The following is a 25,804-nucleotide window of genomic DNA, read 5'->3' as shown; positions in this document are numbered from 1 at the left end:
GATGGCAGAAGCTGATGAGAGCGTACAGAACGGATCCGATGTGAACGCACACCTAACCGACCTACCCGTAACCTTGGAGAATATCGAGACAGCAGCGTCGCTCCTCGACGGGGTTATCGAGCGAACCCCTGTGGCGCATTCTCGTGCTCTGAGCCTCAAACTGGGGTCGGAAGTTTTCTTCAAGTGTGAGAATTTGCAGCGTGCTGGCTCCTTCAAAGTACGTGGTGCCTATGTGCGTATGGCAAAACTCAGCGATGCAGAAAAGAAGCGTGGCGTGGTGGCCGCATCTGCGGGTAACCACGCGCAGGGTGTTGCTCTTGCAGCGGCGAAACTGGGTATCAAGGCGCGTATATACATGCCTCTAGGTGCAGCCCTTCCGAAGGTAACCGCAACCCGCGACCACGGTGCCGAGGTCGAACTGCATGGTACGACCGTGGACGAAGCGCTGGCTGAAGCAAAACGCTATGCCGAAGAAACCGGCGCGGTGTTTGTGCATCCCTTCGATAATGAAGATATTATCGCGGGTCAGGGAACGATCGGTTTGGAAATCCTGGAACAGGTGCCTGAGGTCGATACCATCATTGTAGGTGTTGGCGGAGGCGGCCTGCTCGCTGGTCTTTCGGCGGCGGTCCGTGCGAAGGAAGAACAGTTAGGTAAAAAGATCCGCATTATTGGTGTGCAGGCTGAGCATGCGGCGGCATATCCGCTTTCCTTGGCTGCGGATGCGCTTGTCCCGCTGAAGAAGGTCTCGACGATTGCAGATGGCATTGCTGTGGGGCGCCCCGGTCAGTTGCCGTTTTCCATTATCAAGAAGCTTGTCGACGATGTAGCGACGGTGAGTGAAGACGATATCGCCAGGGCCCTTATCTTCTTGATGGAACGCAATAAGCTGGTGGTTGAACCCGCCGGATCAGTTCCGGTGGCGGCGCTCATGAACGGCAAACTCAAGGAAACATACGGCGATTTGGGAACTGTTGTGTGTGTGCTCTCGGGCGGCAATATTGACCCGATGCTCATGCTGAAGGTGATTCAGCGTGGTCTTTCGGCGGCGGGTCGGTATATGACGATTAAGATGATGCTCTCAGACCGTCCGGGTGAGCTGGCGACGATCTCGCGCATCATTTCGGAGAACGATGCGAATGTTACCGGCGTGGATCACACGCGCGTGGGCGGTTCTCTGTCGATGGGCGATGTCTCTATTACGATCGATATGGAAACCAAAGGTGTGGAACACTGCCGTCAGGTTATCTCGGCCTTGGAGGAAGAAGGCTTCAAACCCATCGTGGTGTACTAATTTTTGAGAGGTCATCTGGCATAAAACCACAGGATATAAAGGTGGGGTTCGGTCATATAACCGAACCCCACCGTGCGTTTAAAGCTTCGTGACTCTAGCCCTGGAAAGGCTTGACTGAAACAATCTTCGCGGTCAATTCCTTGCCGTTGGGAGCAAGATAGGTGACTTCATCGCCTTCTTTGGCCCCCAGAATCGCCGCACCCATCGGAGACTTTTCCGAGAAGACCTTCAAATCAGAGTTAGCGGGCAGAGTCTCCTCAATTTCGCGAGAGCCCAGCAGGAACTTCATAGAACGGGAAGCTACTTCGGCCTCAATAACCATGCCGAGGGCAACCACACCGTCATCGCTGGGGGCGTCTCCTACCTGGGCGTTTTCCAGAAGATGCTTAAGCTGGTTGATGCGAGCTTCGTTTTTACCCTGCTCATCGCGTGCCGCATGGTATCCGCCGTTCTCACGCAAGTCTCCCTCGTCGCGAGCGGCGGCGATGCGGTCAACGATTTCTTGACGATACGGACCTGAGAGATATTCAAGCTCCTGAGTCAGCCGATCGTATGCGTCCTGAGTGAGCCATGCGCCGTTGCTTTCAGCCATGCTTCTCCTTTGGTTATGCTCCGGTATAAACCGGCGCGTTGGTCTGGGGGTTCTCCCCTGGAAAGTATCACCCTATTTTAGGGCAGAAAGTACACATGCCCTAAATATCTGAGTGTTAGGGCGTGTATCATTTCGCTGAGCGCTCACCGAATCGTGGGTGTGATACGGCTATTTAAGCCGACAGGAATCCACGGTAACCGTGGTTGCCTCCGAGAGTATGCGCAGGTTCGCGCTGTGTTGTGTGACTCGGGTGTTGCCCTGCTCGGCGCTGTTAGGACCAATTTCGACGTCGGCCCATCCCACCGCAACACGGGAAGAATTAAGCGCCTTAAGCGAACAAACCGCGGTGTCTTGTGGGTTTTTAGAGAGTTCAAAACGCCCCTGTGCCTCGTCATTGCTAATGAGGGTAAACCCGGTATCGCGTGCACTCGGGCGGGATTGAGAATCCATCTGTACCCACACCACAAAAGCGCCCGCCACAACCGTAATACAGGCAGCAAGAAGCACCCACATTCGCGTGGAGAGAGCACGCTGCCGAACAGGTTTAGCGCCGTAGCGCTGCGCTAGGGCATCGGCATGAGAATCGGCAGCTGCCGATTCGCTCGCCTGCGTGTGTGAAGGATCTGTCATAGCTTTCTTCTCGTGGTGTCTAGTGGACGATACGGTACAGAAGATGGCCTGTACCACGATACTTTACACCGTCATAATGTTTCATTTAGGGTGGTTTTCTTGCGCTATTTCTGTATGATTACACTTTTAGGAGATGCTCTTAATCTCTACCATTTTAAACCCCACAGTATAAGCCCTTTGTCATCATAAGGATTAACGTGAGCGACGCGCTAGAAAAAATCAAAGCAATTCTGCCTGAACATCCCGCAGTGCAGGATCTTAAACCTCTTGATGAGGAATACGCAGGGCTGCGTATCCTAGCCGTCCACGCTCACCCGGACGACGAATCCTCTAAAGGTTCCGCGACTGCTGCCGCTTATACCTTCCGCGGCGCCCGCTATATGGTTGCCACTATGACAGGCGGTGAACGCGGGGACATCCTCAACGAAGAAATTCGTAACGCTCCCAGAGCACACCGTGACCTGCCCGGATTACGCCGCACCGAAATGGCTCGTGCTGCTGAGATTTTAGGCATCGAACATCGATGGATAGGGTTCATGGACTCCGGTCTGCCTGAAGGCGACCCTCTTCCCCCACTTTCTTTCGGCAGCTTCGGTACACTGCCTCTCGAACAGGCTGCCGCACCGTTGGTAAGACTCGTACGCGAGTACAGGCCTCATATTATTCTCAGCTATGACGAGGTGGGAGGATACCCGCACCCCGACCACATCATGACTCATAAGGTTGCCGTCGAGGCATACGAAAAGGCTGGTGACCCCGAAGCATACGTGGGGGAAGGCGAGCCCTGGAAACCCCTAAAGCTTTACTATGATCGTGCCTTCAACCCTGAACGCACCGTCGCTCTGCACGAGTACCTGCTCGATCAGCGAGGTGAAAGCGTGTTTGAAGGTTTCATCGAACATATGGCGCACCGTTTCAATGATGCACAAGACGGCACCAGGCACGAAACCACCACGCGAATTCTCTGCAGTGACTACTTCATCCATCGGGATCAGGCGCTTTTATCGCACTCCTCACAGGTGGATCCGCAAGGTATTTTCTTTGCGATCTCTACCGATGAGCAGAAGCATATTTGGCCCTGGGAGGACTATACACTTATCGACTCGCGGGTGCCGGTAACTCTGCCGGAGCATTCCCTGAGTGACGGTATATTTTTCTAGCCTATAGCCTCCGCAAGCGATCATGCGGTGCCCCTTGGCGATGCAGAGGCTTGCAGGCCTTGAGTACTGTGAACATAGCTAAACTCTTGGCGCATTCCCAGCTGAAACATGAACCTCAGGCGGGAATATACAAGATGTCACGCGGTAGAATGAAGACTTAGACAATCACACATGACCGGCTTACCGCTAGAAACCGGAATGTTCAGAAGGATAGTCATGAGCCACCTCATTCTTGATACGCTCGCCACAGCCCCCGACCTTGTGGCATTTGCCGCTCACGGTGTTGCGCTTGCAGCAGATAACACCCCAGCCGCCAACCCCGATGGGTCTGTTGCAGGTTCGCCCGGTATTGGCGGTTTCTTTGCGACTGCGGCGCTATCCCTCCTCGTCATTATTCTTGGTATCGACATGACCCGGCGTACTCGCCGTCTGCGGTACCGTGCACAATATGCAGCCGCTCAAGAGGCCGAGCAAGCCCAAGCCCAGCAGGATACAGAGTCCGAGGACGATCAGCATGGCACCCGCTGATACTCTGGCGCTGCCCGTTATTACCGTGCACGGGGTTCCCTCTGAACCGGGAACCTCCCCGGAACCGAGCGTCTATGAACGCTCTATGGCAACTTCTTTAACCCCGCAGATGCTTCCCACACACATCGGTGTGCTGGTGGACGGCAACCGGCGTTGGGCCGCACAGCGGGGGCTGAGCACCCGTGAGGGGCACGCGGCGGGGGCCGAGCGCATCATTGACTTTCTGGGCTGGTGCGCCGATTTGGGCATACCTCAGGTCACGTTATATATGCTCTCGACCGAAAATCTCAACCGACCCGCCGATGAACTTACCGGGCTTATTGCCGTTATCGACGAATTTTTGCAGCGGCTGCATACCGCGCAGCAGGGACCCGTGCACGCGGTTGGTAATGTTTCCCTTATTCCCCACGAGCTTCGCAACACCCTGGAGCGGGTTATAGCAGAGACCGCGCCCCTGCCAGGGGTGCGCGTGAATATCGCGGTTGGCTATGGCGGACGCCAAGAAATTGTGGATGCGGTGCGTGAACTTATTCTTGACGCCGAGGTTCAGGGCCGCTCGATGCGCGATCTGGCAGGTACCCTGAACGTCGAGGATATTTCGCGTCGCTTGTACACCCGCGATATGCCCGATCCTGATCTACTGATTCGTACCTCTGGTGAGCAGCGCCTCTCGGGCTTTCTGACCTGGCAAAGCGCCTACTCGGAATTCTATTTCTGCCAGGCTCTCTGGCCTGATTTTACGCGGGTAGATTTCTTGCGTGCCCTGCGGGATTATGCGGGTCGCACCCGCCGCTTTGGATCTTAGCCACTCATGCTTCAAGAACTCTCGAAACTCTTTACACAGGGAGTATCCGGCTGTATCGCCGGTATTCTGCTGATTCTTTATCTGCTGTACGCAGCTGGGTGCACGGTAAAACTATGGGGCTGGGATCTGCGGAAACACAGGCTACCAAACCGCATCGTATTTCCTTTCGTGTTTGCCACCCACACCGCTTTGCCGGTTATTGCTGCTCTGAGTGGTCAGTGGGGAACTATCCTGCGTGTATGGGGGAGTGGTCTTGTACTTTGGGCCTTCTACGTCCTGATGAGGATGCTCTCCTTCGGGGCGCTGGGCCGAGGGGACGTGAAACTTGCTCTCGCGCTTGGCGGGCTCATTGGCTACTTCTCGTGGGCTAACCTATTGTGGGCGACGTTGGTGACCTTTGTTGTGGGCGGATTATGCACCGTGGTCTTGGTACTGAGCAGGTCCGTTACACGGCGCACCCGCATAGCCTTCGGACCGTTTATGCTGATAGGAATGATAGCGGCGGTTTTGGTGCCAAGCTACTCATTCCTATCGTTCTAAAGGCCTCGGGCCAAAACCACCGATCGACGAAAGGGTCTTTGATGCCTACCCCCGAGTACATCGTGAATTTACGCAAGAAAATTGGTCACGAATATTTATGGCTTTCGGGCGCTACCGCAGTGATCCGTCGCGATGAGGATGGCAAGGTACTGCTGGTTAAACGCAGCGATAACGGCAGGTGGACTCCCGTGACGGGTATTGTCGATCCTGGCGAGAACCCGGCGCTTACCTGCATACGTGAAGCCTATGAGGAGGCGGGCGTGCGTATTGAGGTTCTAGAGCTTGCTCAGGTCAAGGCTGACCCCGCGATGCGCTTTAGCAACGGGGATCGCTGCCAGTTTTTAGATCACACGTTTTTGTGCCGGTGGGTATCCGGACAGGCACGAGTGAATGACGAGGAATCTTCCCAGGTGCGATGGGTAGATGTGACGGATCCTCAGGAGCGTTCTATGCTCTCTGAGCGGATGCTTGACCGCATTGATGCGGCGTTGAACTATGACGGACATTGCCGTTTTGACTATGTATCTCACGCACCCAAAGATGGACCTGAATCCTCTCGGTAATCGCTAAATTATTCCCTCTCGTGTCCTCAAGGCAAGTGAGCTGCGCGCCTGTGTATACCTGTGTGTGATGCGTTGGAGACCGTGTGTACTCCCAAGGTTGTATCTAAGTATTTTTCTCGTATTTACCGTTGTTCATATCTGAGAAAAAATAAAAATGGGGGTTTTATGCATTAATTTCGGCTTCTTGTAAAAATCTAAAATCTGTAAATTATAGAAGATTACCACCGAAAATATCTATGTATTTTTCAGATGCAACACACCGTTAAAAATAAACCTGTGCATAACATTGTGATAATGAGCATGTGGTGTATTTATGAAAAGTATATGTTGCTTTATGGGGTATATATCGTTGATATTTCAGGGAAGTAGGTTGGATGGGTGGGTAATATTTATAGTGTGTGCATTGCTAGGATAAAAATTAAATTATGTGTCAGAAGAAATTTTTAAATAGGAAAACCCTGTATTTTGAGTTAAAGCTTTGATAAGGTGAATATGAGTGTTGAGAGATTTAACTCGCTCACTCCCAACCACATCTATACAAATGGAGAATAATAATGTCTCTTATCTACCCTACAAACAATTCACCTAACGAATCGCCCGGAAGAGCCAGAAATGCTCTCGGACGTAGCGCCTGTGCCCTCGTGGTGGCAGGCGCTTTAGTGCTTCCGCTGACCCCAGCGGGAGCTGTCACTGATCCTGGTGCTTCAACCCCTGTATCCACCGCTACGGTGACCCCGCAGGTTGTGGCCGATCAGGAACCTCAAGCAACTCCGCAGCTCGTGGTCGAAACCCCCGATGAAGTCAACCCCTACTACGGGAAGACGCTCAAAATCAAAGGAACCGGTTTCTACGGTGTGGCGGCAGATCAGCAGGTCAGCCTCAAAGTTACCCCTTCAGATACACCAGCTAATTCCCCATATTTCACTACGGAATACGGCGTATATAACCTGGGGTATGTGAATGTTCCCGCATCGCAGATTCATGACGGAACCTTTGAGGTCTATTTGAATACCCAGCCGCTGCCGCTGAACGAATTCCATCCGGAACTCGATTACGTCGTCAGCAGTACCCTGACCTCGACAACGCAGCAGGCGCAAGGATATGAAATCTTGCCCACCACGGCATACAACACCCAGGCACCGGTGCTGGTCGCACGCCAGAACACCAATCTGGAAGTCGAGGGTAAGCCTAACTCGTTGGTGGAAGACTCCGTGAAGGTGCGCGGTACCGGCTATGACCCAAAGTTTATTCCTCAAGGCGGATACTTGCAGGTTTCTCTTATTGAGGGTGATTGGCCCAGAGGTCAGGTTGTTACTCAGGAAAGAACCGTGTCATCGGTGAAAGTTTCTGCCGATGAGCTCTCGCAGAGCGGCCTCTTTGAAACTGCGCTTCCCTATCCGGCAGGTCTGGATGCACGCCGCAGCTACCGCATCGGAACCCAGGTCATCAATCCCGACGGAACGTTGGCAAACAACGCTTTGACTGAATACCTGGATGTTGAGTTTTCCTCGGAGAGTAAAGCACCGCAGCTGAACGTGAGCGTTCCCGCTGTGAACCCGACCATCGATACCGAGATTACTGTGACCGGTACTGGATATTACGGCTCTGGCAACGCCGAGATACAGGGTCAGAGTATGAACCTCGTTATTAACGAGATAGACCAGAAGACTGGCAAACCAACGGGCGCGGTTCTCACTCATCCAGTGGATTATACCTACCGGGTGGAAGAGAAAGACCTCTACGATGGCTTTACCGACGGTACCTTCCAGACCACCTTCACCATTCCCGCGAATACCCTCAAAACCGGGCACGTATACGAGCTTAGTACGGGGGTATATCCAAAGGACCCGAAGGACGATGTTATCTTCGAAGCCCACCAAAAGCTCCCGTTAACGACTGCGGATCAACCGGTTCCAAATCCCAAACCGGCAGAGCCCCAGCCGGGCCCCGAACCCGCACCAAACCCCAAACCCGCACCCGGTGAGAAACCTACACCCGAATCGGATTTCAAGGATGTGCGCGATCGTACCGCACATCGTGATGCGATTCTTTGGGCTTCGCAGCGGCAGCTTGTCGATAGCGCGGACGGCTATTACCGCCCCTACGATGCTATAACCCGCGAACAATCCGTTGTGGCCCTCTACCGCCTGGCAGGAAGCCCTCATGTTACTCTTCCGCAGGAGTCTCCCTATGTGGATGTTACCCCGGAACACCCGCACTACCGGGAGATTATTTGGGCACGTGAAAGCGGTATCAGCTTCGGTTGGAGTGACGGTCATTTCCGCCCCGAGGCGGCTGCATCTCACGCCAGTATGGCTGCGTTTTTGTACCGTTACGCTGGGGAACCTGGCGTGAACCTACCGGAACAATCCCTGTATGCCGATATGACGGCTGATTCCCCGTTCTACCGGGAGAGTACTTGGCTGAAGAAGAAGGGCCTAGTTTTCTGGTCTGAAAGCTGGTTCCAGCCCGATGGCGCCGTTACTCGCGCCGACTTCGCGGAACTCATCTATCAGTACGAACAAGGCAAATAGACCGAGCAAAATTCTGAGATAGAGATTTATCTATCCGCCCGTGCAGTGCGGATTAAGCCCAAATGGTGGGAGGTTTCTGACTAGGCAGAAACCTCCCACCACTTGGGCCTTTGAGCGTATGTCTGAAATTCTATGAGTATGCGCGTGACTACAACCGCCATTCTCCGCTCCTCATGAACAGCTACATATGTATCTTTCTCACTCATATATGCCCAGGAATTCTCAAGAGCAAGACCTGTAATTAGATAAGAAACTGAGATAGGCTTAATGCTTAGAAAACGCTTTTCTAAAGGTGCTTTCTACCTGAAGAGTATAGAGGAGACGAAGAGACGACTATGAATTTAGCAGAACAAATGATTGCTCAGCTCATCGAAGCAGGCGTTGAGCGTATCTACGGGGTAGTGGGGGATTCCCTGAACCCTATTGTGGATGCGGTACGTGCCTCGGGCGGCACGCAGAACGGCGGTATCGACTGGATTCACGTGCGGCATGAAGAAGCCGCCGCATTCGCCGCAAGCGCTGAGGCGCAGGTGACTGGCAAACTTGCTGTATGTGCTGGCTCGTGCGGGCCGGGTAACACCCATCTCATCAACGGTCTCTACGATGCACAGCGCTCTCACGCCCCCGTTCTGGCGATTGCCTCTCATATTCCATCCGAGCAGATCGGTACCGGATATTTTCAGGAGACTCACCCCGAACGCATCTTTGAAGACTGCTCGGTCTACAACGAGATGGCGGTTTCAGGGCACCAGACGCTACGCATCATCAACTCCGGGATGCGCCACGCCATTGCGCGTGGTGGGGTAGCTGTTGTGACGATTCCTGGAGATATTGCAATTCAGGATGCCGTCGATAGTGTACCCGCCTGGGGCGATTATCGCCCCGGTACTATTATTCCTGATGAAGCGACTGTGCGCGATCTTGCTGATCGGATTAACACCGCCGAAAAGGTCTCTATTTTTGCTGGCGCCGGTGTTGCCGGGGCGCATGACGAGGTTGTTCAGCTTGCCGACCTCGCCGCAGCTCCCGTAGGACACACGATGCGCGGTAAAGAATACATTCAGTACGACAATCCTTTCGATGTGGGAATGACCGGTCTTTTGGGATATGGTGAAGCGGCTGAGGGCATGAAGGAATCTGACCTGATGCTTCTCTTGGGAACCGATTTTCCCTATGACCAATTTTTGCCCAACGTGCAGACCGTCCAGATTGACCGCGCGGGCGAAGTCTTAGGACGCCGTACCAATACCGACCTGCTGATAGAAGCGGATGTTGCGGCAACGTTAAAGGCTGTTATCCCTCATGTGAACCGTAAGAGCGACCGCAAGTTCCTTGAGAAGCTTTTGAAGAAAAACGAAAAGATCATGACGAAGGTCGTCGGCGCTTATACCCGCAATCCTTCCAAAGGAAAGATTCACCCCGAATTCGCTGCGGCTGTGCTGGACGAGGTAGCTGCCGATGATGCTATCTTCACCGCCGACACCGGTATGTGCAATGTATGGACCGCGCGATATATTACCCCTAACGGTAAACGCCGCCTGCTGGGATCCTTCCTTCACGGCTCCATGGCAAATGCGTTGCCGATGGCTCTGGGCGCACAGGTCGCTATGCCCGAACGTCAGGTTATTTCGGTCTCGGGCGATGGTGGACTGTCCATGCTTTTGGGAGATATCCTTACCGCATCCATGTACAACCTTCCGCTGACCATTGTGGTTTTCAACAACTCCACATTGGGCATGGTGAAGCTTGAACAGCTAGTCCAAGGGTTTGAAGACTTCGGTGTAGATGTGCCTCTCGTCAATTATGCGGATATTGCAGCTGCCGCAGGTTTTCAAGCACAACGTGTTGAAAAAGCCGAGGATCTGGAAGGCGCATTTCAGACCGCGCTTGCGCACCAGGGCCCCTCTCTTGTTGAGATCATCACTGACCCCAATGCCCTTTCAATGCCGCCGGAGGTAGAGGCAAAACAGATTGTTGGGTTTGCCACTTCACTCTCTAAAATTGCATTGAATCGCGGGGCAGCTGAGGCTGTGGCGATGGCTCGGTCAAATCTGCGTAATGTATCTGCCTGGAGGCAGTTCAGCTAAGACTATGCACCAAACCACATATAGGCGTTTAGAATCAGGGCACTAAAATGGTGCTAAAGAATCGGGTGTGACGATACCTTGAGGCAGGTATCGCCACACCCGAGTTTTTAACGATCGTATACGTTGCTGCGAAATTATTCGGCTTAGAAGTTTCCCAGCATCTTGGTGACGTCTAGGGCTTCGTCGAGCTGAGCCTCAGTGACTTCACCGCGTTCAACGTAGCCTAAAGCCACCACGGCATCGCGCACAGTGACCTTGTTTGCCACGGAATACTTGGCAATCTTTGCGGCGGCCTCGTACCCGATGAGCTTATTCAGCGGGGTTACGGTCGAGGGCGATGCTTCCGCCAGGAAGCGGCAACGCTCTACGTTGGCGCTCAGGCCGTCGATCATCTTCTCAGCCGCCACGCGAGAAACGTTGGCGAGCAGACGGATGGACTGGAGCAGGTTAGCCGCCATCACCGGAATGCCCACGTTCAGCTCGAAGGCTCCGTTGGTGGAGGAAAGCGCGATGGTCGCATCATTACCAATTACCTGTGCCGCAACCTGAATAGTAGCCTCACAAATCACCGGGTTTACCTTGCCGGGCATGATGGAAGAGCCGGGCTGCAGATCGGGGATGTGCAGCTCGCCTAAACCGGTGTTCGGGCCTGAACCCATCCAACGGATATCGTTGCTGATTTTCATCAGACCGTATGCGAGGGTGCGCAGCTGACCGGAAACCTCAACCAGACCGTCGCGGTTTGCCTGCGCCTCAAAGTGGTTACGTGCCTCAGTCAGGGGTAGACCGGTTTCTTCAGCAAGCAGCTCAATCACACGTGCCGAAAAGCCCGCCGGGGTATTGATACCGGTACCCACAGCGGTGCCCCCTAGGGGAACCTCAGCCACACGGGGCAGGGAAGCGTTCACACGTTCGATGCCGTAACGTACGGTAGCGGCGTAGCCCGAGAATTCCTGGCCTAAGGTAATAGGGGTTGCATCCATCAGGTGGGTGCGTCCGGACTTGACGACGTCCTTGAACTCTGCGGACTTCTTTTCCAGCGATGCAGCGAGAACTTCAAGGGAAGGGACCAGCTCTTTGACCAGTGCCTCGGTCACGGCAACGTGAACGGAGGTGGGGAAAACATCGTTGGAAGACTGAGAAGCATTCACGTGGTCATTGGGGTGAACTTCAATGCCCCGTGATTCCAGGGAACGGGTTGCCAGCGTTGCCAGAACCTCGTTGGTGTTCATATTCGACGAGGTGCCCGAACCGGTCTGGAAGACGTCAATGGGGAAATGCTCGTCGTACTCACCGGTTGCCACCAGATCCGCCGCCTCGCGGATAGCCTGGGCGCGCTCAGCATCGAGCACCTGAAGTTCCTCATTGGCGGTCGCGGCTGCCTTCTTAACGAGGGCAAGAGCGCGAATATGGGCTGATTCGAGGGTCTGCCCCGAAATCGGGAAGTTATCGACCGCGCGCTGAGTCTGTGCACGGTAGAGTGCGTTGGCGGGCACGCGAACTTCGCCCATGGTGTCATGTTCAATGCGGTATTCAATATTTTCAGCCATAACTCTAGTTTAGGGCGCAAAATGGCGGGTTTTCATACCCTTCGTGTAAAAATCGGAACATTTGGGAAATACCGTGCATGATGATACTCACCACGCTGTGGGGTTGTGTGGCGGTACCGTATGAACTCAAGTAAAGCCTGTTGGAGCTTCTGGGGTTATGTTGGTTCTCTCGGGTAGATAACACGAAGGAGGCAGCGACCACCGCCTCCTTCGTATATAAAACGCATGGGAACTACTTCATCTCGCGCGAGTCAAAGACAATATCGACCGCGCCGGAATCCAAATGATAGAAGTAGCCCAGCACAATGGTCTCGCCGCGAGCAACTGCATCGGCAATAATGCGCGATTCCTGAAGCAGACGGGAAACTGTCGCAGACGTATGAGCCCGTACCATCTCGTTCATATGCTGGCTTGGCTTCTCGCCGTGGGGAAGTTCTTGGGCCAGCACCGTAGGCTGAATAGTCTCAACTACTCGCGTAATAAATCCGCCCGGAAGCTGCCCCGATTCCACCGACGAGCAGGTAGCCTGAACAGCTCCACAAGACTGATGGCCCATAATGATCAGTACCGGCGTCTTGAACTGGGTAATGGAATATTCCAGTGAACCAAGGGCACCTTCATCAAGAACCTGCCCTGCGGTGCGTACCACAAAGGCATCGCCAAGACCCAGGTCAAAGATATGTTCCGGTGGCGTACGCGAATCCGCACACCCAAAAATCGTAGTGATAGGAAATTGTCCACCCGTGAGTTCGTCGCGACGTGCCATATCCTGGTGCGGATGCGAAAGCTCGCCCCGTACAAAGCGTGCGTTACCCTCCTGCAGGCGTTCCAACACATACTCAGCGGTGGGTTGAACCGGACGAGAACCCATGAGCAGGCTCCTTAAAGTGAGAGGTATCTTCCCTCTATTTTACCGAAAGCAGACCGTACATTTTGCTAGAGAAAATCACGAAATATTAGAAGTATTGGATGCACCCGGGGAGACCGTCATCGTCGGCGCTTTCATATAGGCGACCGTCGCATCCGCCAACTGGGCGAACTCCGCCGGGTCTGCCGTGCCGGTGAGTATCACGGTTGTCGTTTTGCCGTCACTGTAAGGCACCTGCGCCACGTAGGAGTACACTTTTTCACTGTTCTTCTTCGAGGTGGCTGAACGTACTTCCCACTCCACGCCGCCAATAGATTCGGTGCCCTGTTTCGCAGCGTTATCGACCTGTTGAGCCACCCAGGTAGGGTTTGTATCCTTCGCTTGGATCAACTCAATAAAATGATTTTTACTGGTCACCTGTCCGCTCTTAAAGTATGGGATATTATCGGGAGTATTACCCGTCCACCGCGCGTAGTTATAGTGCCAACTCTCAAGCTGCGGTACCGCCACCGGAAAACCCGCCTGCTGGGTAGATTCAGCCGCGACCTGCGATAAATTCACCTGCGGGCGGTACGGATTCTTATCCGGCTGTGGCATGAGCCAGAGCACCGGAATGAGAATAGCCACCATCGCCAGCATCGAAATAATCATATTGCGCGCCGGAGCATTAATGCGTTTCGCCTGTTTTTGTGTAATTTGTGGCACAACAGATGAATCGGTAGAAGCATCTGCGTGAGCCTTCGGCGCATGAGCGTTCTGACCATCGCTCTCAGCCGGTGTATGCGCGTGATTCTGAGAGTTTTCCACTCACACATTCTCTCATATGCTCTAAGACATGCCGTTTCCCACACCCACCTGGGCGGATGTTCACCACGGTACATGCGCCCCCGCAAACCCGTTCAATACACGCGAACATTCCGCCGGGCGCGTTATGCTAGTAAACAGGAGGTGCCGGTTCAAAGCGCTGGAACGAACCAGCCAGCCGGCCATGACAACGACCTCGAAGGTGAGCAATGACTGAAGATAATAACCACGCCGACCGCAACCTAGCTATGGAATTGGTGCGCGCCACCGAGGCCGCAGCCATCGCATCCGGTCCCTGGGTGGGCGCAGGCGATAAGAACCGCGCGGACGGTGCCGCCGTGGACGCGATGCGCTACCGTCTCTCGACCGTGCACTTCAACGGAACCGTTGTGATCGGCGAGGGCGAAAAAGATAAGGCTCCCATGCTATTCAACGGCGAAGTTGTTGGCGATGGTATCGGCCCTAACCTCGATATTGCGGTAGATCCCATCGACGGAACTCGTCTGACCGCATTGGGCATGGACAACGCCCTCTCCGTCATCGCGGTGGCAGACGGCGGTTCTATGTTCGACCCCTCCGCCGTGTTCTACATGGAAAAACTGGTGACCGGGCCCGAAGCCGCAGAGTTCGTAGATCTTCGCCTGCCCGTCAAACAGAACCTTCACTTGGTCGCTAAGGCACAGGGTAAGAACGTAAGCGAACTGACCGTGTGCGTTCTGGATCGTCCGCGTCACGCTAAGCTCATTGAAGAGATTCGTAATGCCGGTGCACGTACCCGCATTATCCTTGACGGCGATGTTGCGGGAGCTATCGCGGCCTGCCGTGAAGGAACCGGCGTTGATGTGATGCTCGGTACCGGTGGAACCCCTGAAGGTATCGTCGCCGCGTGCGCTATTAAGGCCACCGGAGGCGTAATTCAGGGTCGCTTAGCACCCACCGACGATGCCGAGCGTGAGAAGGCGCTCGCTGCGGGGCACGATCTTGATCGCATCCTCACAACTGACGATCTGGTCACCAGCGATAACTGCTTCTTCGCTGCAACCGGTATTACCGACGGCAAGCTGCTGCGCGGGGTGCGCTACGGCAAGAATATTGTGACCACCCAGTCGCTCGTTATGCGTTCCTCCTCGGGAACCGTGCGTATCGTGGAAGCTGAGCATCGCCTTTCTCGCCTGCGCGAGATTCTGTCGCATACAAAGTAACGCCTTGATATAAAGCTTGTGCCGCACTCTCAATCATTGAGAGTGCGGCACAAGCTTTATTGTACGAGCGTGGTCTGCCTGGGAACCTAGGCTGCCGAAGTATCGTTATTTTTTCAGGCGTGCGCGAACCTTAGCTACTGTAGATTTCGCGGTTTCCTGAGCGGTTCCCAGTGCTTTCTTGAGTGCGGGACGCGCGCGGTATGCGTAGCCGTAGGCGCGGTAGCCTAGCGTGTTCACCGGAATGTCCCAGGTTCCGGGGTACTCAACCGAACGCCCGCCGAAAGACTTCTTAAATTTGGTGAACCCCGCCCATTCGTGATCAGGCTGATCTTCGGGTGCGATGCCGAAAAGATCCACATATTTCAGACCCTTTGCTTTAGCGTCCAAGATGAAATTGGTCACTACCGGAATGCCTGCTGAGAGCTTACGATGCGCAAAAGAGGCCGCCGCGTGGGCATAGGTGCGTGTATCGTCTGAATCGTAGACAAATGCCGCCGCGATAGGCTCCTTGGAACCATCCTCGCCGGTCAGCTGAGCAATATAGAGGGATGCGGCATCGGCAGGCATGAGGGTCTTTGCCACCTGCATCAGATAGTCGTCCTGCTGACGGTTGAACCCGTTGCGGTCGGCGGTCTCAGAGAGGAACGTGAAGAGCACCTTCATATCCTCGGGGTTCTGAGACACCTCAATGCTGACACCTTTTTTGTGGATATTACGGTGCAGATTGCGGTTATTGGACTTCATATCCTTCAAAATTGCAGCTTCGTCGCCGGAAAGATCAATAATCTGCGTGTGTGAAGGCTGAACCTGGCGCGGTGCCAACGCAGCGCCGCGTGCCTTCAGGAACTCTGCTGCATCCTGCGAACCCCAGATAGCGGAGTCAATTGGTTCGATGCGCACAAACAGGCACCCATGAGCCTTTGCTTCTTCTTTCAGCGAGTCGAGCGCGGCATCGAAAGCCTGCGCACTCTGTGCCACCGGGCCGTAGGGGCTGTAAAGATACTTGCCGGTGCGCCCGCCCTCAACGGTAGCGAGATAGGACCAGCCTTCGCCTTCGTGGCGAATAACGGTATGACCAAGAGACTGCTGAAAACGTGCCCAAATATCGGATTGAAGAATATTGCTCATTCAACTATTTTAGCCTCAACCGCAGGTTACGCTGAGCGAAGGCGACCTTGGAAGTAGATAAAATACGAGCCGTTCCGTGAAGATACGGAACGGCTCGATAACACCGAGAAACGACCATACATTAGGGTACGTAAGCCTGCGGTTCGTCCCCTTCATCACGTGTAGAGTCGGCGGTTGGAGCGGGTTTGGGAGCGGCCGGTGCCTGTACTTTTTCTTCTTCGGCAACTTGGGCGCGATGCTCGGCGAGCTTAGCACGCAGAGCCGTTCCCTTATCTACCGCGCTCTGGCGCAGATCCTTCGAGAAATCGAGAAGATCGGAGTGCACCTGTTGCGCGAAATCGTCGGTGGCGCATCCTAGGATGCGCAGCGCCAGAAGTCCCGCATTACGTGCGCCGTTGATGGATACGGTTGCTACCGGAACGCCCGCGGGCATCTGCACGATAGAAAGCAGGGAATCCATGCCGTCGAGATTCTTCAGCCGCACCGGGACACCAATAACGGGCAATGCGGTAACCGAGGCGAGCATGCCGGGAAGGTGCGCTGCCCCGCCGGCACCGGCGATGATTACGCGAATACCGCGCTGATGAGCCTGCTGACCGTAGGCGATCATATCTTCAGGCATACGGTGTGCTGAGACGACATCCGCTTCATAGGGGATGCCGAATTCTTCAAGAACCGTAGCGGCCTCTTCCATGATGGACCAGTCGGAATCTGACCCCATCACAACGCCAACAACGGGCTTATCTGAATCGTACGGGGAGCTCATGAACAATCCTTCCTGTGAGCTAATAAGACACTACGGACACGAAATATACCGGCAAACTCTTAGAGCGGGCGACCGTCGCGCACAATAGATGCCACATTCGCGGCGGCATCGCGTAGCGCCCGAGTCTCAGCTGCCCGACCGGTAATATTCACATGACCAATTTTACGTCCTGGGCGGGTTTCTTTACCGTAAAAATGAATTTTGGCGCGTGGCTCGGCACTGAGCGCAAGCGGGTACACACCGAAAATATCTTCATTCTCGCCGCCCAGGTAATTCTTCATAATGGCAACTTCGTCGCGCATAGTAGTTGCGCCCAACGGCATATCGAGTACCGCACGCAGATGCTGCTCAAACTGACTGGTTACCGAACCTTCCTGAGTCCAGTGTCCGGTATTGTGCGGGCGCATCGCGAGTTCATTAATGTAGAAGCCTGCTGAAGAGCCCGGAACCTCGAAGAGTTCCGCCGCCATTACGCCGGTAACCCCAAGTTCGGTGGCTAGGGTAACGGCTGCATCGGATGCCGCCCGGGCGATCGCGGGGGAGAGGCTCGGTGCGGGTGCAATAACTTCATCACAGACCGAATTCACCTGAATTGTCTCTACGACAGGCCAGGGGAGAACCTGCCCACTCTCGCGGCGCGCCACGAGAGCGGAAAGCTCGCGGGTGAACGGAACCTTTTCCTCCGCCAAAAGCGCCGAAAAATCGGTGCGGTGAGGAAGCTCATCAAACCAGGCAACGGCCTGCTCACGGGCGTGCTGAGGAGAATCCAGCACCATCACGCCCTTGCCGTCATAGCCGCCGCGCGGGGTCTTCAAAACCACGGGCCAGCCGATCTCATCGCCAAAGGTGAGAAGCTCATCCAAAGTTTCAACGCGTGCCCAGCGCGGGTTCGGTAGTCCAAGATCTTCTACAGCCTGGCGCATCATGAGCTTATCCTGGGCATATTGCAGCGCATCCGGATGCGGCTGTACATTTACCCCCTCAGCAATAAGCGTGTGCAAAAATTCGGTGGGAACATGCTCGTGGTCGAATGTAATAACATCTTTGCCACGAGCGAACTCCCGCAGAGTCTCTAAATCCTTATAATCTCCCACGGGTGCGCTTCGCACCGCTGCTACAGCGCCCACCGTAGGGCTTTCAGCGAGAATATGAAGGTCAAATCCAAGGTTTGTTGCTGCGGGAGCCATCATGCGTGCCAGCTGGCCGCCTCCGATAACGCCAAGTACAGGTCCAGTTACAGGGTAAGTCACATCACTCAAGTGTACTCTTATGCCCACAAATATCGGTAGTATTCCGCACCGCAGACTTGAAAATAACCTGGGAAGTGCATGATAAAACTCAATAAAATAAGGTAAAACGGGATCGGCTGTACTAGTATTTTAGGGATGCTATCAAAATTTAACTCACAGACGCCCAGGTCATCTTAACGGGCAGAAAAGATGGAGAATATGGCTTCAGACTCTCGCTCTACACTGGGTGATCGTCTTAAATCACTGTGGAATACCTACGGTCTAGAGGTACTCAAATTCGGTACCGTTGGCGGTGCCGCATTCTTGGTAAACGCCGCCGTGGTGTGGGCGCTGATGCTTGGTCCTTTCGAGAACGCACATACCAAGGCAAAAGTAATTGCCAGCGTTGTAGCTACCATCTTTGCATGGATTATGAACCGCCTGTGGACCTTCCGCGAAGACCGATCCGAGAACTGGAAACGTGAGGGCATCGAATTTGCCCTTGTAAATATTCTTGGCATTTTGGTTGAGGCCGGATGCGTGTTCTTCACTAACTACGTGTTGGGGCTGCGTTCGCCGGAAGCATCGTTTATCTCCGGTACGATTATCGGCACCGCGCTGGGAACAATTCTGCGGTACTTCCTCTACCGTTTCTGGGTTTACGGCAAGCACCGTAAACAGGTGGATGAAGGGGACGCTACCGAGCACGAAGAATTGGGGTACATTCTGAACCAGGCGACGGGCGTGCTGACCGGCTCGGTTCCCGTGGTAGACCCTGCGGCACAGGCCCAGCGTTCGCAACAGAACGTTGAAATTACCGATGTTGATAAGCCCTCTACCGGTAAACGTTCATAAATAAATAGACTGTTTGTATACCGCGGCGGATTCTTTTTATGAGAATCCGCCGCAGTGTTTTTACCCTCTGAGCGAACTACGCTGCCGTTTTCTAAGGGTGATCCAAGGTGAGATCTAGAGCTCGCTCAGAACGCAGGAGCGGGTCTAACTCGGTATCGGTAAACTCAGCCAGCGGATCGGGTAGGAATACGGCATAACCCGCGATGAGGCAGGCAAGCGCCTCTGTCACGATCATGAGGGCTGAGGGTGCCGAGTCGAACTCTGAGGGAAGGCGAAGACGAAGCGCTAATGCTCGTTCCCCTGAAGGAAGACGGTAATCGTGACCAGCATGTTCATGTGCCCGAGAGAGCACTCGTGCCGTTAGCTCTGCCGATGTTAAGTTATTGCCCACGGGCGCTAAGGTCGAAGCTGGCAAGCCGATGAACTGGTCAGCCTCGCTGCGCACGAGCGCGCAGAAGTCGAGAACTTCGGCATCGATCATTGACTCGGCCTCGTGAAGGGCTCCAAGGTAGCGCATCGAGAGAGGCCCGCGATCAACGAGAAGAAGATAGTCGGGGTTATTGAGGTTCTGAGCATGATCGGTGGTATCTGAGGCACCTACAAGCGGTTCTTCATCGTCGAAGCAGCCGCCAGCGTAGAGAGTCGCGCAGGCGAGAACCATAAAACGCCAGTGCAGGGGAGCCGTAATCTGCACCCCAGATTCCTCGGTAACTTCGCACTCATTCACCAGAAGATTTGCGCTCTTTGTCACCCAATTCATGAAGACGCGACCGGAAAGTTCGATGCGTTCACCCCCGCGGGCATGCCAGATAAGGGCGGGGGTCTGCACACGCGCGAGAGCATCGAAAATACGCGTGAATGAGCGGGCATTTGCCACGGTCGAGAGTAAATTTTCAGCCATAGAATAACTTTACCGTGTGTAAACTCCCCAAAATTTCGATGCATGATATTACTTTCGGCAGTACACGCGACCACATCATGAGATATTTTTCCTGACGTCATAACAGTTGAAGAAGAAAGTATTTGTAGTCATAAATTTGCGTGCGATGCAAATATACTCTTAAGGATGCTGAAGTTATATTACGAGCGCATTACGGGCGTAAAGTTCATAAAATATCTTGAGGATGAGTTATTAAAATGTAATAAGTGACACGATTAGGTTTTGAATAGGATATAAAAAACCTGTTTTGACTAGGTGTTTAGGAGTTTGAAAGAGCTTCGTTCGAGGCGTAATCTCGGGGGTTTTGGAGGGGGTGTGGGGGAAAATATGTATACAGAAGATAACGCCCAAAACTTTCACGATGAAGTAATTATTTTGTGGTCTAACACCGTATAAACATTGAAATATTTGACGGTGATCTGCACATACACGGATAAAAGTTGTAAGTCCAGTTTGACGAATGGGCGTGTCGCCCTTCTAATAGTTATGTAGGTTTATTTGCAGAAACATCTTTCATGCCCAAAAACTATAAATCTACAGAGCCAAAAAGATTCGTTTGCACACCAACGAATCACCGCAGACTCATCTAGCCAATGAGAACACGGAAGGAAAAACTATGGGTTCATACACCTGTGCTGGGTATTCACGCCTGAGCACCGGTATTGCCGGTGAACGCACAGGCGGAACCCGCCAACATACTATGCAAACCGCGCAATCCCTAGAAGAACAAGCAAATATGTTCCTGAGCGTTGCCGATGCAACCACTGAGGAAGGTAGCTTTGCGGCTTCCACAGTTGAGGTAGGCAACATGTTTACCTGCGTCGAAGGCCTCGATATGTGGGCCGCCGCCGCAGGCATGTACGGAACTGAAGGTGATGACGGAGAGCTCGCCTGGCAAACTGATGCGCTGTGTGCCCAAACCGACCCAGAAGCCTTTTTCCCTGAAAAAGGAGGGTCTACTCGTGACGCTAAACGCGTCTGCGAATCGTGCCCCGTTCGTGAAGAGTGTCTAAAATATGCAATGGACAATGATGAGCGCTTCGGAATATGGGGCGGTCTCTCAGAACGCGAGCGTCGCCGGCTACGTAAGCAGGCAAGCTAAGGCGCTAGGAAGGCACAACAGTACCCATGCAGAAAGTTAGACACTGCTCCCGGCAGACCTGTCAACATGAAGCCACGGTGACCCTCAGCTACTCATACGCTGACTCTACGGCGACGATCGGCCCGCTGTCCGAGTACCGCGAGCCACACGCTTACGATCTGTGCGATTATCATGCGGCACGATTAACCGCACCGCAAGGATGGCGAGTCGTCTACACGGTGGAGCTTAGAGCTGAACGAACCTGAGGTACTGCCAGCCTCTTCACAACCTTCATAGGAACCTTCCGCCGCTCAGCGGAAGGTTCCTCTCCTATGAAAATAGGACAAACACCCTATCTATACCACTCTATTCAGAAAAGACACCTATGGCACAGGAAAGTCACAGCGGTACCGTATCCTCAGGGCAGAAAGCCTGGGACACGCTACGCTCCGCGATCGGCACCGAAACCGTTGAAGAAGCGGCGGCGCGTGCTTCCGCCCCCGCAACACAAAGAACACCCGAATCACTGCTGGGAGCATCGGCACAGATGTACACCGAAGCTCCGGATTTTGCAGACAACCCCGATATTCCCAGCGATCTAGCATCCGGCGTATATGACACGAGTCAGCAGGAAGGGGAAAGCGTAGGGCAGCGGGTACGTACCTACACCAGCGTCTCAACCGGGTTTGTTCCTCTCATTCGTGAGGCAAAGGGAACTCCGAAGCACCCCACGCTCAGTACTTTAGTGCAGAAGTTTGACGAGAAAAAGAACGAAGACGCGGCTCCGGTAGAAAAGGCAGCTGCGCCGGATACACCCGCCTCAGAACCCAGCCAAGATGCCGATAACAAACCCCAAAAATCCACCCTAGTGACCGTGGAGAAGGGAACAAAAATCTCAACCGGCTCGCTGAGTTCACGCCCCAAATACCGCACGCAAACAACCCGTACCGTCGAAACTTCAAATGCTTGGGAAGAAGACGCGGCACAAGAAGCCGCCGCCGAACGCCCACACCTGCTCAAGTTCCGTGCCGCCCTCATCGCGGCAGCGGTACCGCTTCTCTCGCTCATGATCGCTATTCGGGCCGTCGCGTCCGCACCATTCCTCTGGCTGGAATACCGCAGGCCCGGATTCCCCGAAGACAGCTACGGATTCGACCTCGCCGAACGCATGCGGCTGGGCTCCTATGGGCTGGACTACGTGACCAACCTAGCCCCCGAAGACTACCTGGCGAAAGCCACCACCGGACCGGCAAACACCCCGGCATTCCTCCAGAGTGAAATTCAGCATATGCACGACGTCAAACGAGTCTTGCTCTTCGCAACCATCGCTGTGGCGGTATTCTGCGTGCTGGCCTTAATCGGCAGTATTTCGCTGAAGGAACGCGCCCCCGGCACTATCCGCCGCAGCCTGTACATTGGCGCCTGGGCTACCGTTATTATGCTCGTGGTGCTAGGTATCATAGGCGCTACCAGCTGGGAATGGCTCTTTACCACCTTCCACACGACCTTCTTCCCGCAGGGCAACTGGCAGTTCCGCATGAGTGATACGCTCATTCGCCTATACCCGCCGCAATTCTGGATTGATGCTGCGCTCGCCATTGTGGTGATAACCTTGCTGATAATCGGTGTGCTGCTGGCGTTCACCTGGCCCACACGGTACCGCCTCGTGAAGGAAAATCGGTACTACAAAGAGCGCTACCAGATTCGCCAGAAAATCAAGGCGATGCGCGCCGAACGTGACGGCGACATCGAGGCTTAGCGGGTACCCGGCACACGTCCCTACGGCATAAAAAGGCTCTTGAGGTGAACAAATCGTTGTTTCTAACGCCTGTTCACCTCAAGAGCCTTTTTCGTACGGCATCCTGATTGGACCCGGGTTATTGGGGAATGCCGCCGCTAAATCCAGGTCGGAATCCACATATGCCCGTACCACTGCTCATACGGGATAACCTGCCCAGTCCACAGAGGCCAGAAGTATGCGCTCACCAGTAGAACCGCCGTCAGGTATACACCTACGCACAAAACGCCCACGCGCACGCGTCTGACGGAACTGGTACGATTCCCCAAAAGTACGCCCAAACAACCCGCCAAGAGGATGAGGAGGAAAGGCTCAAAGGAGAGAGCGTAGAAGAAGAACATGGTGCGGTTCGGGTAGAGGAACCACGGCAGATAGCCTGCGGCGAAAACCAGCAAAAGAGCCCCAAAACGCCAGTCGCGCTTCAGGATAAAAATGACTAGGGCGAGAATTATCGCCGGAATAAACACCCACCAGATCAGCGGGTTACCAATATTGAGGATCGCTTGCGAACAGTTGAGCGCCGTGCATCCTTTTTCCCCAAACTTTGGCGCCTCATAGTAGTACGACGTCGGGTGCCCCAGAATAAGCCACTGCCAAGCCTGCGAAGCGTAGCGATGTTCACTGCTGAGCCCCGAATGGAACTTAAACGCGGATGTATGATACTCCCAGAGTAGGCGCAAATCCTCGGGAAGCCACTTCACAGCACCCGAATCGGGGAACTGATTACTCCAGTGGCGGTAGAAAGCGTTTGACGACTTAAACCAACCAATCCAGGTGGTCAGATAGACGATAAGACCCACGCCAATCATCTGAATAAACGCAGGAATACCCTCTCGAATCAGAGCGACAAGACCCCAATTTTTCAACCCTAGAATGCGCCGCGCATTCATATCCCAAAACACCGTCAGCACACCCATCGCGGCAATAAAGAACAGAGAGTTCCACTTCACCGCTACGGCGGCACCGGCGCATATACCGGCGGCAAACCGCCACAGGTGCAGACCAGAGCCGGGGCCGAAAACAACCTTCTGCAAGCCCGACTCGCCGTGCGCATCCACAATCTTCATAACATTCGCCGCGAGCCTTCTACGCGCTGTTTGTCGGTCAAGAAGCAGACAGACAAAAGTCGCTAAAATCCAGAACATCTGGAAAATATCGAGAAGCGCCAGACGGGATTCCACAAACATCAAACCATCAACGGCGCCCAACAGCGCAGCGATAGAGGCCACAGTGACAGAACGGAACATGAGCCACCCGGCAACCGCCAGAAGCGCCACCGCGAGCGTACCAATAATCGCGGCACTCACACGCCAACCGAAGGCGTTCTCACCAAAAATCGCCATTCCCCAGGCAATCATCCACTTACCCAGGGGCGGGTGCACCACATACTCGGGGCTATCCGGCAAGATACCGCTAAAATCCCCCGAAGCGAATGCGTGATCCACGCCGCTCGACCACGAAACTTCATATCCGTAGTGCAGGTACGAATAGGCGTCCTTGGCATAGTAGGTTTCGTCAAAGACAATTGCATTTGGGTGTGCCAGGTTATAAAAACGCAGCACACCCGCTAAGAGTACAATCAGGGTCGGTGCAAGCCAGCCCCAACGGGGCAGCGAAACACGGGCGACGCCCAGAGCCTCGAAAAGATTCGACAGAGAGTACTGCACTCTGGACTTCGTAAAAGAAAGACTAGCGGTTAACATCACCTATCAATCCTATAGGGTGTAAGCCTCCACGTCTTCTTGACAATACCTGAAACCACAAAAACCTGGCTCACACCATATATAAAATCTATAAAACTACCCCGACATCATGCGGAACTAAGCGCTATGGCGGCATAGAGCACCTCCGAGATGAAAAGCACACACGATACACTGGGGGAGTGAGCGAAAACGAAATGTATGAGCGCGATACACAAAGTACCACCTCCGCCGATAGAACAACGCAGCCCCTAGCGTCTGATGAGCGTGAGGAAGGTATTCTCATCCTCGGCGGGACCCCCATCGGCAACCTCTCAGACGCCAGCGACCGGTTACGGCAGACGCTCACTACCGCCGACGTGATCGCCGTCGAAGACACTCGAAAGCTCCGCACCCTTGCCTCCGGGCTGGGGGTGCGCACCACGGGACGAATTATCGTAAATCACGACCATAACGAGGCGGAACGCAGTGCCCAGCTCGTGCAAGCGGTCAGTGACGGTAACACAGTTCTGCTGCTCTCAGATGCCGGTATGCCAACCATCTCAGACCCCGGCTATGTTGCCGCATCCGCCGTTGCCGACGCCGACCTGCCGGTGACCGTGATCCCCGGTCCCTCAGCGGCATTGACTGCGCTCGCGCTCTCTGGACTGCCCACCGGACGGTTCACCTTTGAGGGGTTCCTGGCGCGTAAAGGCTCAGAACGTACAAGAAGGCTGAACTCCCTGGCGGCGGAAGAGCGCACCATGATTTTCTATGAATCGCCGCATCGTGTAGCCGCCACGCTCACAGATTTTGCCCGGGTTTTCGGAGGAGAACGGCGTGCCGTCGTATGCCGCGAACTCACCAAATTGCACGAAGAAACCCTGCGCGGCACCCTGAACGAACTCGCCGACTGGGCGCACAAAACCCAGGTGCGCGGCGAAATCGTGATTGTGGTTGCTGGCGCCGAGCCTCTCGAAACTCCGCAGGCGCAAGACGTGGTAAGTCTCGTCCTCGAACGGGTGAATGCGGGGGAACGCCTCAAAAATGCGTGCGCCGCAGTTGCCGCCGAAACGGGTGCCTCCAAACGAGAACTCTATGAAGCCGCCCTCGCCGCTCGAAATGCCAACGCCTAAACACACCTCAACACAGCCCACAGGAGAATACCGTG

24 protein-coding genes are annotated in these 25,804 nt (G+C 54.3%); 14 read left to right on the top strand and 10 right to left on the bottom strand.

What is annotated here, in order from left to right; translation table 11 throughout:
• The first annotated feature begins 1 nt into the window (after window position 1).
• The gene (ilvA, locus tag HMPREF2756_RS04945) at window positions 2–1,294 is read left to right on the top strand and encodes a threonine ammonia-lyase (protein WP_141747821.1); all 1,293 of its coding nucleotides are present in this window, start codon (window positions 2–4) and stop codon (window positions 1,292–1,294) included.
• Window positions 1,295–1,388: 94 nt separating this feature from the next.
• Here ilvA and greA read toward each other — a convergent pair whose 3' ends face one another.
• Together greA and HMPREF2756_RS04935 are read right to left on the bottom strand one after the other, a co-directional pair.
• On the bottom strand, window positions 1,389–1,886 hold the full coding sequence (greA, locus tag HMPREF2756_RS04940; protein WP_004006080.1) for a transcription elongation factor GreA: 498 nt from the start codon (window positions 1,884–1,886) through the stop codon (window positions 1,389–1,391).
• 168 nt (window positions 1,887–2,054) lie between these two features.
• Window positions 2,055–2,516, bottom strand: a complete 462-nt coding sequence (locus tag HMPREF2756_RS04935; protein WP_048778515.1) for a DUF4307 domain-containing protein — start codon at window positions 2,514–2,516, stop codon at window positions 2,055–2,057.
• Window positions 2,517–2,713: 197 nt separating this feature from the next.
• On the opposite strand from HMPREF2756_RS04935, the gene mca reads away from it, so the two are divergent.
• The 7 genes from mca to HMPREF2756_RS04900 all read left to right on the top strand — a co-directional run bounded on the left by mca (window position 2,714) and on the right by HMPREF2756_RS04900 (window position 10,733).
• Entirely contained in the window at window positions 2,714–3,676 is a 963-nt protein-coding gene (mca, locus tag HMPREF2756_RS04930) for a mycothiol conjugate amidase Mca (RefSeq protein WP_070618926.1), read from the top strand.
• 216 nt (window positions 3,677–3,892) lie between these two features.
• Window positions 3,893–4,204: a hypothetical protein gene (locus tag HMPREF2756_RS04925; protein ID WP_246825846.1), complete on the top strand. Its 312-nt coding sequence runs from the start codon at window positions 3,893–3,895 to the stop codon at window positions 4,202–4,204.
• Window positions 4,191–5,009, top strand: a complete 819-nt coding sequence (gene uppS, locus HMPREF2756_RS04920; RefSeq protein WP_070618919.1) for a polyprenyl diphosphate synthase — start codon at window positions 4,191–4,193, stop codon at window positions 5,007–5,009. The genes HMPREF2756_RS04925 and uppS overlap by 14 nt, the downstream gene beginning before the upstream one ends.
• 6 nt (window positions 5,010–5,015) lie before the next feature.
• Window positions 5,016–5,549 carry a prepilin peptidase gene (locus HMPREF2756_RS04915; protein ID WP_070618916.1) on the top strand — a complete coding sequence of 178 codons (534 nt, stop codon included), beginning with the start codon at window positions 5,016–5,018 and terminating at the stop codon, window positions 5,547–5,549.
• 41 nt (window positions 5,550–5,590) lie between these two features.
• On the top strand, window positions 5,591–6,112 hold the full coding sequence (locus tag HMPREF2756_RS04910; protein ID WP_004006086.1) for an NUDIX hydrolase: 522 nt from the start codon (window positions 5,591–5,593) through the stop codon (window positions 6,110–6,112).
• A gap of 554 nt (window positions 6,113–6,666) precedes the next feature.
• Window positions 6,667–8,646 (top strand): S-layer homology domain-containing protein, encoded by a 1,980-nt coding sequence (locus HMPREF2756_RS04905; RefSeq protein WP_070618913.1) that lies wholly within the window; start codon window positions 6,667–6,669, stop codon window positions 8,644–8,646.
• A 335-nt stretch (window positions 8,647–8,981) separates the two neighbouring features.
• Entirely contained in the window at window positions 8,982–10,733 is a 1,752-nt protein-coding gene (locus HMPREF2756_RS04900) for a pyruvate dehydrogenase (RefSeq protein ID WP_070618910.1), read from the top strand.
• A 143-nt stretch (window positions 10,734–10,876) separates the two neighbouring features.
• On the opposite strand, the gene HMPREF2756_RS04895 is transcribed toward HMPREF2756_RS04900, so the two are convergent.
• The 3 genes from HMPREF2756_RS04895 to HMPREF2756_RS04885 all read right to left on the bottom strand — a co-directional run bounded on the left by HMPREF2756_RS04895 (window position 10,877) and on the right by HMPREF2756_RS04885 (window position 13,958).
• Window positions 10,877–12,283, bottom strand: coding sequence for a class II fumarate hydratase (locus HMPREF2756_RS04895; protein WP_070618907.1), 1,407 nt, complete (start codon window positions 12,281–12,283; stop codon window positions 10,877–10,879).
• Window positions 12,284–12,515: 232 nt separating this feature from the next.
• A complete protein-coding gene (locus tag HMPREF2756_RS04890; RefSeq protein ID WP_070618903.1) occupies window positions 12,516–13,154 on the bottom strand; it encodes a carbonic anhydrase in 639 nt (212 codons plus the stop codon).
• A 75-nt stretch (window positions 13,155–13,229) separates the two neighbouring features.
• Window positions 13,230–13,958: a DUF4245 domain-containing protein gene (locus HMPREF2756_RS04885; protein ID WP_070618900.1), complete on the bottom strand. Its 729-nt coding sequence runs from the start codon at window positions 13,956–13,958 to the stop codon at window positions 13,230–13,232.
• A gap of 206 nt (window positions 13,959–14,164) precedes the next feature.
• On the opposite strand from HMPREF2756_RS04885, the gene glpX reads away from it, so the two are divergent.
• On the top strand, window positions 14,165–15,157 hold the full coding sequence (gene glpX / locus HMPREF2756_RS04880; protein ID WP_070618897.1) for a class II fructose-bisphosphatase: 993 nt from the start codon (window positions 14,165–14,167) through the stop codon (window positions 15,155–15,157).
• Window positions 15,158–15,262: 105 nt separating this feature from the next.
• Here the strand turns inward: glpX and HMPREF2756_RS04875 are convergent, their stop codons facing one another.
• The 3 genes from HMPREF2756_RS04875 to HMPREF2756_RS04865 form a co-directional block, all read right to left on the bottom strand.
• Window positions 15,263–16,285, bottom strand: a complete 1,023-nt coding sequence (locus tag HMPREF2756_RS04875; protein WP_070618894.1) for a lipid II:glycine glycyltransferase FemX — start codon at window positions 16,283–16,285, stop codon at window positions 15,263–15,265.
• A 121-nt stretch (window positions 16,286–16,406) separates the two neighbouring features.
• Window positions 16,407–17,051 carry a 5-(carboxyamino)imidazole ribonucleotide mutase gene (gene purE, locus HMPREF2756_RS04870; protein WP_070618891.1) on the bottom strand — a complete coding sequence of 215 codons (645 nt, stop codon included), beginning with the start codon at window positions 17,049–17,051 and terminating at the stop codon, window positions 16,407–16,409.
• A 59-nt stretch (window positions 17,052–17,110) separates the two neighbouring features.
• Window positions 17,111–18,301, bottom strand: a complete 1,191-nt coding sequence (locus HMPREF2756_RS04865) for a 5-(carboxyamino)imidazole ribonucleotide synthase (protein WP_070619050.1) — start codon at window positions 18,299–18,301, stop codon at window positions 17,111–17,113.
• Between the two features lie 198 nt (window positions 18,302–18,499).
• Here HMPREF2756_RS04865 and HMPREF2756_RS04860 point away from each other — a divergent pair, with 198 nt between their 5' ends.
• Entirely contained in the window at window positions 18,500–19,135 is a 636-nt protein-coding gene (locus HMPREF2756_RS04860; protein WP_004006095.1) for a GtrA family protein, read from the top strand.
• A gap of 91 nt (window positions 19,136–19,226) precedes the next feature.
• Here the strand turns inward: HMPREF2756_RS04860 and HMPREF2756_RS04855 are convergent, their stop codons facing one another.
• Window positions 19,227–20,036, bottom strand: a complete 810-nt coding sequence (locus HMPREF2756_RS04855) for a TIGR03089 family protein (RefSeq protein ID WP_048754416.1) — start codon at window positions 20,034–20,036, stop codon at window positions 19,227–19,229.
• Between the two features lie 655 nt (window positions 20,037–20,691).
• On the opposite strand from HMPREF2756_RS04855, the gene HMPREF2756_RS11455 reads away from it, so the two are divergent.
• The 3 genes from HMPREF2756_RS11455 (at window position 20,692) to HMPREF2756_RS04845 (ending at window position 22,915) form a co-directional block, all read left to right on the top strand.
• Window positions 20,692–21,177: a WhiB family transcriptional regulator gene (locus HMPREF2756_RS11455; RefSeq protein ID WP_013398598.1), complete on the top strand. Its 486-nt coding sequence runs from the start codon at window positions 20,692–20,694 to the stop codon at window positions 21,175–21,177.
• A 26-nt stretch (window positions 21,178–21,203) separates the two neighbouring features.
• The gene (locus HMPREF2756_RS10995) at window positions 21,204–21,422 is read left to right on the top strand and encodes a DUF3499 family protein (RefSeq protein WP_080974329.1); all 219 of its coding nucleotides are present in this window, start codon (window positions 21,204–21,206) and stop codon (window positions 21,420–21,422) included.
• Window positions 21,423–21,541: 119 nt separating this feature from the next.
• Window positions 21,542–22,915 (top strand): TIGR01906 family membrane protein, encoded by a 1,374-nt coding sequence (locus HMPREF2756_RS04845; protein WP_053089330.1) that lies wholly within the window; start codon window positions 21,542–21,544, stop codon window positions 22,913–22,915.
• Window positions 22,916–23,052: 137 nt separating this feature from the next.
• On the opposite strand, the gene HMPREF2756_RS04840 is transcribed toward HMPREF2756_RS04845, so the two are convergent.
• Window positions 23,053–24,657, bottom strand: a complete 1,605-nt coding sequence (locus tag HMPREF2756_RS04840; protein ID WP_048754415.1) for a dolichyl-phosphate-mannose--protein mannosyltransferase — start codon at window positions 24,655–24,657, stop codon at window positions 23,053–23,055.
• Between the two features lie 179 nt (window positions 24,658–24,836).
• On the opposite strand from HMPREF2756_RS04840, the gene rsmI reads away from it, so the two are divergent.
• The gene (gene rsmI / locus HMPREF2756_RS04835) at window positions 24,837–25,769 is read left to right on the top strand and encodes a 16S rRNA (cytidine(1402)-2'-O)-methyltransferase (RefSeq protein ID WP_080974328.1); all 933 of its coding nucleotides are present in this window, start codon (window positions 24,837–24,839) and stop codon (window positions 25,767–25,769) included.
• The last annotated feature ends 35 nt before the right edge of the window (window positions 25,770–25,804 follow it).

The organism is Rothia sp. HMSC067H10 (genome assembly GCF_001810635.1).
In the GTDB taxonomy this organism is placed as follows: Bacteria; Actinomycetota; Actinomycetes; order Actinomycetales; family Micrococcaceae; genus Rothia; species Rothia dentocariosa.
The sequence above is the reverse complement of the archived record's forward strand: the minus strand, read 5'-3'. Positions and strand labels throughout refer to the sequence as shown.